Source organism: Thiomonas sp. SCN 64-16 (assembly GCF_001725585.1).
Classification (GTDB): Bacteria; Pseudomonadota; Gammaproteobacteria; order Burkholderiales; family Burkholderiaceae_C; genus Thiomonas; species Thiomonas arsenitoxydans.
This window is the reverse complement of the sequence record NZ_MEGQ01000081.1, coordinates 1-8,129: the sequence shown is the minus strand read 5'-3', so window position 1 is coordinate 8,129 and position 8,129 is coordinate 1. Positions and strand designations below refer to the sequence as shown.

At 62.6% G+C, this 8,129-nt stretch carries 9 protein-coding genes and 1 pseudogene; 3 read left to right on the top strand and 7 right to left on the bottom strand.

Annotation, left to right across the window (positions count from 1 at the left end):
- A partial coding sequence (locus ABT24_RS15150) for a GspE/PulE/PilB domain-containing protein (protein ID WP_502689017.1) occupies positions 1-217 on the bottom strand: 217 nt, incomplete at its 3' end.
- Between the two features lie 6 nt (positions 218-223).
- Here ABT24_RS15150 and ABT24_RS15145 point away from each other — a divergent pair.
- A pseudogene (locus ABT24_RS15145) lies at positions 224-553 on the top strand (TrlF family ATPase); the annotation flags it as partial.
- Positions 554-816: 263 nt separating this feature from the next.
- Here the strand turns inward: ABT24_RS15145 and ABT24_RS15140 are convergent.
- The 4 genes from ABT24_RS15140 to ABT24_RS15125 all read right to left on the bottom strand — a co-directional run bounded on the left by ABT24_RS15140 (position 817) and on the right by ABT24_RS15125 (position 3,926).
- On the bottom strand, positions 817-1,968 hold the full coding sequence (locus ABT24_RS15140; protein WP_276730579.1) for a carbon-nitrogen hydrolase family protein: 1,152 nt from the start codon (positions 1,966-1,968) through the stop codon (positions 817-819).
- A complete protein-coding gene (locus ABT24_RS15135) occupies positions 1,946-2,479 on the bottom strand; it encodes a hypothetical protein (protein WP_276730578.1) in 534 nt (177 codons plus the stop codon). The genes ABT24_RS15140 and ABT24_RS15135 overlap by 23 nt, the downstream gene beginning before the upstream one ends.
- Positions 2,479-3,237 carry a hypothetical protein gene (locus ABT24_RS15130; protein ID WP_276730576.1) on the bottom strand — a complete coding sequence of 253 codons (759 nt, stop codon included), beginning with the start codon at positions 3,235-3,237 and terminating at the stop codon, positions 2,479-2,481. Before ABT24_RS15130 ends, ABT24_RS15135 begins: the two co-directional genes overlap by 1 nt.
- Positions 3,238-3,311: 74 nt before the next feature.
- Complete coding sequence (locus ABT24_RS15125; protein WP_276730574.1) at positions 3,312-3,926, bottom strand: hypothetical protein; 615 nt, start codon at positions 3,924-3,926, stop codon at positions 3,312-3,314.
- A gap of 434 nt (positions 3,927-4,360) precedes the next feature.
- On the opposite strand from ABT24_RS15125, the gene ABT24_RS15120 reads away from it, so the two are divergent.
- Positions 4,361-4,672 (top strand): plasmid mobilization protein, encoded by a 312-nt coding sequence (locus tag ABT24_RS15120; RefSeq protein ID WP_094159790.1) that lies wholly within the window; start codon positions 4,361-4,363, stop codon positions 4,670-4,672.
- A complete protein-coding gene (gene traI, locus ABT24_RS15115; RefSeq protein WP_094159791.1) occupies positions 4,672-6,804 on the top strand; it encodes a TraI/MobA(P) family conjugative relaxase in 2,133 nt (710 codons plus the stop codon). The genes ABT24_RS15120 and traI overlap by 1 nt, the downstream gene beginning before the upstream one ends.
- Positions 6,805-7,080: 276 nt before the next feature.
- Here the strand turns inward: traI and ABT24_RS15110 are convergent, their stop codons facing one another.
- Positions 7,081-7,494: a GFA family protein gene (locus ABT24_RS15110; RefSeq protein ID WP_013123587.1), complete on the bottom strand. Its 414-nt coding sequence runs from the start codon at positions 7,492-7,494 to the stop codon at positions 7,081-7,083.
- A 166-nt stretch (positions 7,495-7,660) separates the two neighbouring features.
- The gene (locus tag ABT24_RS15105) at positions 7,661-7,888 is read right to left on the bottom strand and encodes a YciI family protein (protein ID WP_353743859.1); all 228 of its coding nucleotides are present in this window, start codon (positions 7,886-7,888) and stop codon (positions 7,661-7,663) included.
- Positions 7,889-8,129 lie beyond the last annotated feature (241 nt).

Below are 8,129 nucleotides of genomic sequence, written 5' to 3'. Positions count from 1 at the left end.
CGTCCTCCTCGGCCGCGCTGCCGTCGAGGTTTTCCACGATGGTGCCCATCGCCGAGCGGCCGGAGCCGTAGTAGCGCTCGATCAGCCCATCGATTTCCGAACGCAGGCCCACGCGCAAGGCGACTGGACGACCAGCGGCCAGCTCGACCGCCTGCAGCGGATACGGATCCGCCGGGTCGGCTACCAGCAAGGCCAGCCCGTTGCGGCCTTCCTGCACGGGCACCACATGCTGTTGCTTGAGAACGTCGATCCCCTTCTGATGGATCAGCCGGAGGACAACCTCGACAACGCCTTCATCGCAGATCGGATCGTTGCCGAGTTGAGAGAGGCAAAGACCAGTCGGCAGTTCTTGTTTGCGACACACAACGCGAACATCCCGGTGTTCGGTGATGCCGAGTGGATTGGCGTGTTCACGGCCGCCGAGAACCACGCGTGTCTCGGGTTGGAAGCGCAAGGCTCGATTGACGTTCCTGTGATTCGGGATCAGGTGGCCAGCATTCTGGAAGGCGGGCGCGACGCCTTCATCCAGCGCAAAGAGAAGTACGAGTTCTAATTGGCCGTGGAGTGGGGCGCGTAGCTGACTTGTTTATCATGGTATTTTTCATGGCATCGATTCGTTCGATGTGTGTAAGTTATTGATTTATAATGACAATATGCGTCAAAATATAATTGAGTGGGTAACGGGCGCGGAAAATTTGTCACCAGCGCATTCGCCGCGTTCTTCGGGTTCGAGCGCAGCTTGATTTGGGAAAGACTCGGGCGGTAGAGTTGTGATCGCCATGGCTGATTTAGAAACGCCTTCGCATAGAGCGTTGCTCACCGATTCACTGCCCACACTACCGGCACCCCCATCAACCGCGCCCAAGCCCGCGTGCTCGCATCCTGAATGCCGGGGGCTGCGCTGCCTGGCGCAGCCCACCAGGCATTGGACTGCGCAAAAATCACCGTAGGCCGCTGCCACAGGGCCTCAAGCCACGTCCAAGGCTGTACCTGCTCCACGCAAATCGCGGCCCACACGCGTTGCCCGTCAAGCGCAAACACACGCTGCCACCAGGCAGGACGCAAGGTGCGTGGGTTCCACGGCTGCCAGTCGCCGCCCAGCAGCAGGCCAGCAGCCTGTGCGACGGGAACCGGATCGGCGTACCCCTGTCCGACCCGCACCACGGCATCGCGCCCATTCGTCTGCACGCCGAGCAGCCAGATCTGACCCGGCGGCACGGCCGCGGCGAACTGCGCCCTGGTGCCGCCGTACCAGTTCGGCAGAACCGCCTCGGGAAACACCACGACCCGCGCGCCGACGCCTTGCCGTAGCCCTGCTTCGATGATGCGCTGGTTGTTCTGAATCGACGCGAGGATCTTTCCATCTCCTGGGCGCAGATGCGTCTGCACGCCGACCCAGTCTTGGGGCATGATTGCGGGCGGGGAAGCCGCGGCCAGCAAGTTTATGACGACACTGCCTGCTAACACACCCACGATGGCGATCCGCGCGCCCGCAAGGCCGTTCACCGCCGCAGGCCAGAGTGCGACGAGCAGCAACAGGCCGATCACCCCCACCCATCCGCCACCAGGGAACAGCACACCCGCAGCATTCATCGGGGAGAGCCAGCCGATCACGCCCAGCGGCGGCAGGGCCGTGAGCAGCAGCGCAGCAAGCAACCCGCCGCGTCCAGGTGGCAGAGCCCACGGCAAAGACAACGCCGCGGCTGATGCTGCCCATGCCGCCCAAGCCATCACGGCGTGATGTTCCCCCCAGTAGCCCAACACCGCCGAAACGATGGGCCAGCAGCCCACCGCGTAATAGGCCAGCGCAACGCAGAACCGTCGCCGCGCCGTGCCGCGGCCCGCTATGAGCAAGGGAAGCCCGAGCGATGCAAGCGGCCCAAGGAGACTGGAACCGCCCGACAGCCAGGCGCTGCCGGCAACAGCCGCGACGGGGATAGGCCATTCACTTGCCAGAACGCGACGCATGGTCAGGAGCCGTCAGCTTCTGAATCATCTGCTGCTGCATCTGCACCGTAGCCTCCAACTGGTGCTTGCCCCACCAGGAACCGACAAACAGCGCGACGACAATGACCATGCCCAGGATCGTCATCGAGGCCTGCGAAATCGGCTCACGAAAGGCACGCGCTACCGCCTCGCTGACCATCCCCTCATCGACTTTCACAGTGACCGGGCGCGCCGCAGCGATCTGCAAACCCTGCACCGCACTCAACACCGGCGTCAAATCCGGCGACGGCGTGGCGGCCGTGCCCAACTCCATCACCGCCGCCTTCACCGCCGCTAGCACATCCGCTCTGGGCGTACTGCGCGCCCAGCCCCAGGCAAACAGCGTGACGTGCGGCGCATTGCTCGGGTCATCTACGGAAAACCCCGCACGCTGCAGGATGCCAAGCAGGGAACGAATCTCCTTCCACTCGTCCTCGACGGGCAGTCGCCCAAGCACATCCATGAACACCTGTTCCGAATTGCTGTAAGCCATCACACCGCCCCCGCCTCGATGGCTTCGATCGGCTCTAGCGCGGTGCCCGCCCGTTTGAGCCAGGACTGCAACGCCAGGCGATAGCCATAAGGAAGCGGCCGACCGTCAATCCCGGTCGCCAGCACGTCATGGAACGGGCGGCGCCCGATCATCACGGCGAGCTGATCGTTCATCTCCGGCAATTCGGCTTCGAGCCAGGCGCCTTCGTCCACCAGCCGCTGCCGCAGTTCAACCGTCTGCCAGAGCATGAACCTGTCCGCCGAACCGAAGAACAGGTTCTTCACCACAATCCCCGCCTCATAGCGCGCAGGCATTTGGCGCAGTCGGTAGTCCAGCGCCTGGATGCTCTCCTGCGTGCGGCTGAGCAGCCAGACCGGCACCGCATTGGCCTCGCGCAGCACCTCGCTCACGATGTGGATCGACCCGTCGAACGCCCGTGTGCCGATCTGCGCCGGCATATTGATGATGATGCGGTATTCCGCCGTTTGGGCGGCAGCGCCGAGCATGGCCAGCTTCGTGCCCAGATCGATCCAGCCGCTCTCGGTCGAAAGATCGAGCAGCGCCGTGCCGACGATGCCGCCCCCAGGTCGCAGACCGCCTTCGCCGCACACGTCCGGATTGGAGAGATCGGCGTCATAGACCACCAGACGGGGACGCTCAGCGTCCTCGCTGGACAGGAGATGGTGAACCAGCGCGCGGGCGGCCAGGCTCTTGCCGACGCCGCCTTTGTCGCCGTCGATGATGAACGTCTTGAGCATGATGTGTACCTTTCAGTCAGGATAAAAAAACAGTCCGGGCAGCACCCCGGCGGCGTCCGGCGGCAGCCGGGGAATCAGGCGTTGTGCTCGCCGATGAACTTGCGCCGCGCCTCGGGCGGACCCTCGATGTTCTTGCGCAGGATGTAGTCCGCCTCGGACTCGTCCGGCATGCGATCAGACCCATCCGCCCAGTCTGGCAACTCCAGACCTTCCAGTCCGTGGGCAGCCGGCGGAGCGGTTGCGGCGGCTGGCGTGGCGACTGCTGCCTTGTGCGCTTGGACGGCCTTCTCACGGCCGATTTGTGCGTTGCCTGTGTCGCCCGGAGTTGACGCTGGCGTGTTGGTGCCGGAGCGCACCCGGCGTTGTCGTATCGTCTTCAAAGCCCGTCGCAGGTCCGCCAAAGGCACGCCAGGCATGTTCTCTTTCAGATACGCCAGCATCTCGGCAAGTGTCTCGCCACTGTCGAACAAGGTGAACAGCTCATCCTCGATCGCCAGCAGGCTGTTGAGCGCGAATTCGCGCGGATCGATGGACCGCTCGGCGCGTGCTCGCGCCTGTGCAGCCTGACGCTTGCGCCGCACGACCTCGCGCAATGCTGTTTCGGTCTGAAGCAGCTGCGAACGCGCCGCATCACGGTCGAATGCACCCGCGTCGTCTGGCGTGTCCGGTTTGTCCTCATCTTGCGTCATCGTGATTCCTCATGTGCGCGCCTTTCACAGCGCCCTGCCCTGACTCTGCAGGGTGGGGACAGTAGGTGTGCGCCCTGAAGTCAGATTGAATCCGCCCGCGTCGGCTGTGATGCCGCCGACATCCAAGCCGATCAACGTGTGCGACAAGGGAACCGCGGAGAACCGACGCCGGCGTCCGCACTGCGGCGGATCGTGTCCAGAGGGTGTCGGGGCGCAGCCCTGACCAAGCGTTTCGTGTGACATGGCGCCGCCAGGCGTGACACGCCGCGCACGCGGTGTGTCAAATGTCCCACGAAACATTACCTTGCAAGGTTTTTACGCATCGAAGGTTTGGACAGCTCCGACACACGCCCGGATCAAACCGCCTCACGACTGACCAGCAGCGACACACGACGCAGACAGACCGTGCCGTCCCCGTCTCGCAGAGTCACGGCATGGACCCACAAGATCGCAAACCCCACACCGTGCGCGTGCGCCTCACCACCGCCCAGCTCGCCGACCTGCGCCACCAGGCACAGGCCGCCCGCAAGAGTGTGTCGGAACTCATCCGGCTGCGCGCCACCCTTCAACCCGTGATCAGCCGCGCCGACGACACCGCCGCGCAGCGCATCGACCAGCTCGGACGCCTGCTCAAACACCTCTATCCCAAAGACAAAGGTTGGGCTACCGGAGACGATCGCCGCCGCTGGTGGCAACTGGTCGAAGAACTCCAGCGCACCGCCGCCATCCTGAGAAGGACACCCTGATGCTCGCAAAAGTCATCACCCTCAAACCCGGCGCACCCAGCAAGGGATTCGCCCACGTCATGCGCTACGTCATGCGCGCCCACGACGAACTGCCGCCCGGACAGACCCTGGACGGCGGCCACTTCAATATCGACGACGATCAGCTCTACTGGACGCTCGACGAACATCGCCTCGCCTACGCAGAAGACCTCGCCGGCGTCTGTGATGGCACAGCCCGAGACTGCGAGCGCAAGGGCCGGTTCAAGGGCAACCCCGTCTATCACGTCGCCATCACCTGGCAGGAGGGCGAACATCCCACGGTGCAGCAGGCCGAACACGCCTGCAAGCACGTCATGGACGCGCTGGGATTTGGTGAGCATCAGGCCGCCTGGGCCACCCACCGCGACACCGACAACGATCATGTGCACCTGGTCATCAACCGCGTGCACCCGGAAAAACTCATCGCTGTGCAGCCGCCGTTCAAGAAAGACTATTTCATCCTCGACCGCTGCATGCGCGAACTCGAACTCGAATTCGGCTATGCCCGCGCCAACGGCCCCTACATCACCCTGGACACCGACCAGGGGCCGACCATCGTGCGCATGAGCCGGGCGGAACGCCGGGAGCGTGGGCTGCTGAAAGAAGACGGCGCGCTGCGACTGACCCGTGGCGCAGCCGCAGCGGAATACCGGCTCGGCGCCGACTCCTTCCAGTCCTGGGTCGCCGTCCATCCCGCCCGAGACCTGCGCGCCGCACTGCAAGCCCCCAGCTCGACCTGGGCCGATGCCCATCAGGCTCTGGCGCAGCACGGCGTCACCCTTCAGGCCAAGGGCTCCGGGCTGGTGGTCACCACCCAGCTTGATAATGGCCGCATCCTGGCCGCCAAAGCCTCTCAACTGGGGCGCTGGGCCAGCAAGGCCGAACTGGAAAAACGACTCGGCCCCTTCGTCCCTGCACTGCAAACCCAGGCAGGGACACCGAAGGCCTACGCGCAGTACGTCAAGACCAGCCGCCGCCAAACCGACAAACCGGAACGCGCGCCCCAAAAAATCTCAGCCCGCGACCCCGACCTCCGCGCGCTGCGCCGACAACTGCGCGCAGATGCCCGCGCGGCCCTCGCCGCCCGCTTCGAAGCCGAACAAGCCGCAGCGCGCGCGCAGCGGCCCCAGCAGCGCGCCGAACTGCGCAGCCGCCACCAGCGCGAACGGCAGGAACTGGCCGCGCAAACCCGCCAGGAGCGCAAGACCCTGACCACCCAAGCCCGGCAGCAGGGCCAGCCGCTCGCCGTGGTGCAATCCCTGTGGGCGCTCAAGGCGGCGCAGCAGCGCGAAGCCTTGCAGAAGCGTCAGGCGGCAGAGCGCAAGGCGCTCTCGGTCAAATTGCCCAAGCAGGAAGTCTGGCGCAAGTGGGTGGAGCGCGAAGCAAGCCAAGGCGATGAAGCGGCGCAGGCCGCGTTGCGCGGCATTCGTTACCGCGAGCAGCGCAAGAAGAACCAACAGCAGGACGGCATCGAGGGCGAGGAACTCGACCCGCTGCGCAAGCTCACGCTGGCCGGACTGGAGGCGCAGATCGACCGCAAACGCCAGCTCGTGCTGTACCGCGACGCGCAGGGGCGGGACAGATTCACCGACACCGGCCCGCGTATCGTCCTGCACGACAAGGGCGCGGACAGTCTGGAAGCCGCGCTACGCATGGCCGCGCAGAAGTATGGCGGCAAGGTGGACATCACCGGCAGCAGCGAATTCCGGGAACGCGCGGCACGGCAGGCCGTGCGGCTGGGCATCGAGGTCATGGATGCCGACTTGCAGGCCGTGGTGCAGGATGAGCAGCGGCGCTTGCAGCGCCCGCCACAGTTGTCCCCAAAGACTGTGGAGAAGTCGGCCCCGACCGCCGCCAAGCCCTTGAATCCGCAGGCCGACGCTGGCCCGCCCGAAATGCGGGCAGTCGATGCGGCGCTGGCCGCATGGCAGCAGGCCCAGACCGACGCGGCGAGAACCCGTGCCGTGCAGGACTGGATGCGCGGCATGGAGCGCATCGAGCAGCAGGGCGGGGATGTGGCCGCGGCGAGCGCGCACAGCCGCAAGGCGCTGGGCGGGCGTTATGCCGGGTTCATGCGGGAGGTTAAAGAACTGGTGAACGAACGGCTGCGCTGAGTATGTCAATCCAGCCGAGGTCCACGTCAACAGCATGAAATCTGGGTGGGCTGTGATTCCAAAGTTACCCCAGTAACCTTGAGCGTTCCATCTGGAACCACATAGTCAGTTCCATCCCTGCGTCAGAAAGCTCAGCTGTATAGCTCGAGATGGGTCCATAGTGGCTGCCGTCGGCATCGAAACCTAGGGGCCGACCAAGCGCTTTCTGTCATCTAGGTGTCGTCCGTGACAAGTACCAGCGAGCGTCCGCTGGGCTAATCGTTGTGAGGCATCGTGCTACTGCTTCGGTGCTCTTTCAAACTTTGGCAATTGTGGATTCATAAAATCCCAGGTGGGCGCACTTGATGTGTAGAAATCTAGTTTCGGATGGAATGCTGAAGGATCATCGAGTGTTCCCGCCCGTAAACCGATCATGCCTGGAAGCATTTCAAGCTTGCTAAACAATTGCGATCCGCAACTTGGGCAAAATAAACGCCAAATCTTGTTTCCACTATCCGCAGTAGTTTCATATGACTTTGGATTTCCCTCAATTTTCACAGCTATTTCCGGGTAAAACATAGCTGGTGTGAACGCGCTTCCAGAAGTTCGTTGGCAGTCTCTGCAGTGGCAATTGCCAGAGAAAACTGGCTCACCTTGGCATTTATATCGAATGGCTCCACAGAGACATCCACCTGTAAGCACTTGATCCATGAGTTATTCCTTTATGTGTTTTTATGTGTCGAGCCGGAAATTGATACTTGGTGTCGCAGATCGGGGGGGCGAGAAGTGGTGCGTTCCACAAGAACCTTATTAAGTCAGCTAGAGATTTGCAAGCCGCGTGGCAGCCATAAAAGGTAAGAACTCAATAATTTCATACTCAGCAATTTGTTCTCGATGAATGAAAAGGGTCGTTGGCCACTATGCTTTCGATTTCTGCTCTCGTTTCCGCTTTTGAAAGAATGACCCCGCCAGTACGAGGTTCCTTGCGTCCGGACAACAGGAAGTGACCGGAAGCATAATAACGTTCCAGAAATTCTTTATGCTCCCCGATAAGACGATCAACCTCAGATAATGGCTTAATGTAGCGCAGCAATATGACGAACATGCAATTGTTCTCCGAGTATTGGTTGATGCGGGGTCCAGTGCTGATTTCTTACCGTTCAACTTGACGGGCGTGGTGTCGGCTTGTCGGCGGAGCGTCCCTCTCGACGTGCAAGTTATGAGTTGCGTGCCTTACCATGATGCTGACAGCCTCGTCATTGACCACGGTTTGCACTGCTTCTTGCCACCCAAACCGTTCGTACAGTCTCTGTTGGTCCGGCGTGTAAAGATAGAGTGCCTGAACG

What these genes read in the sequence shown, in the direction of transcription:
- ABT24_RS15140 (WP_276730579.1), bottom strand. Translation starts at nt 1,968, where the DNA reads ATGCGTCGCGTTCTGGCAAGTGAATGGCCTATCCCCGTCGCGGCTGTT.
- ABT24_RS15135 (WP_276730578.1), bottom strand. Translation starts at nt 2,479, where the DNA reads ATGGCTTACAGCAATTCGGAACAGGTGTTCATGGATGTGCTTGGGCGA.
- ABT24_RS15130 (WP_276730576.1), bottom strand. Translation starts at nt 3,237, where the DNA reads ATGCTCAAGACGTTCATCATCGACGGCGACAAAGGCGGCGTCGGCAAG.
- ABT24_RS15125 (WP_276730574.1), bottom strand. Translation starts at nt 3,926, where the DNA reads ATGACGCAAGATGAGGACAAACCGGACACGCCAGACGACGCGGGTGCA.
- ABT24_RS15120 (WP_094159790.1), top strand. Translation starts at nt 4,361, where the DNA reads ATGGACCCACAAGATCGCAAACCCCACACCGTGCGCGTGCGCCTCACC.
- traI (WP_094159791.1), top strand. Translation starts at nt 4,672, where the DNA reads ATGCTCGCAAAAGTCATCACCCTCAAACCCGGCGCACCCAGCAAGGGA.
- ABT24_RS15110 (WP_013123587.1), bottom strand. Translation starts at nt 7,494, where the DNA reads ATGGATCAAGTGCTTACAGGTGGATGTCTCTGTGGAGCCATTCGATAT.
- ABT24_RS15105 (WP_353743859.1), bottom strand. Translation starts at nt 7,888, where the DNA reads ATGTTCGTCATATTGCTGCGCTACATTAAGCCATTATCTGAGGTTGAT.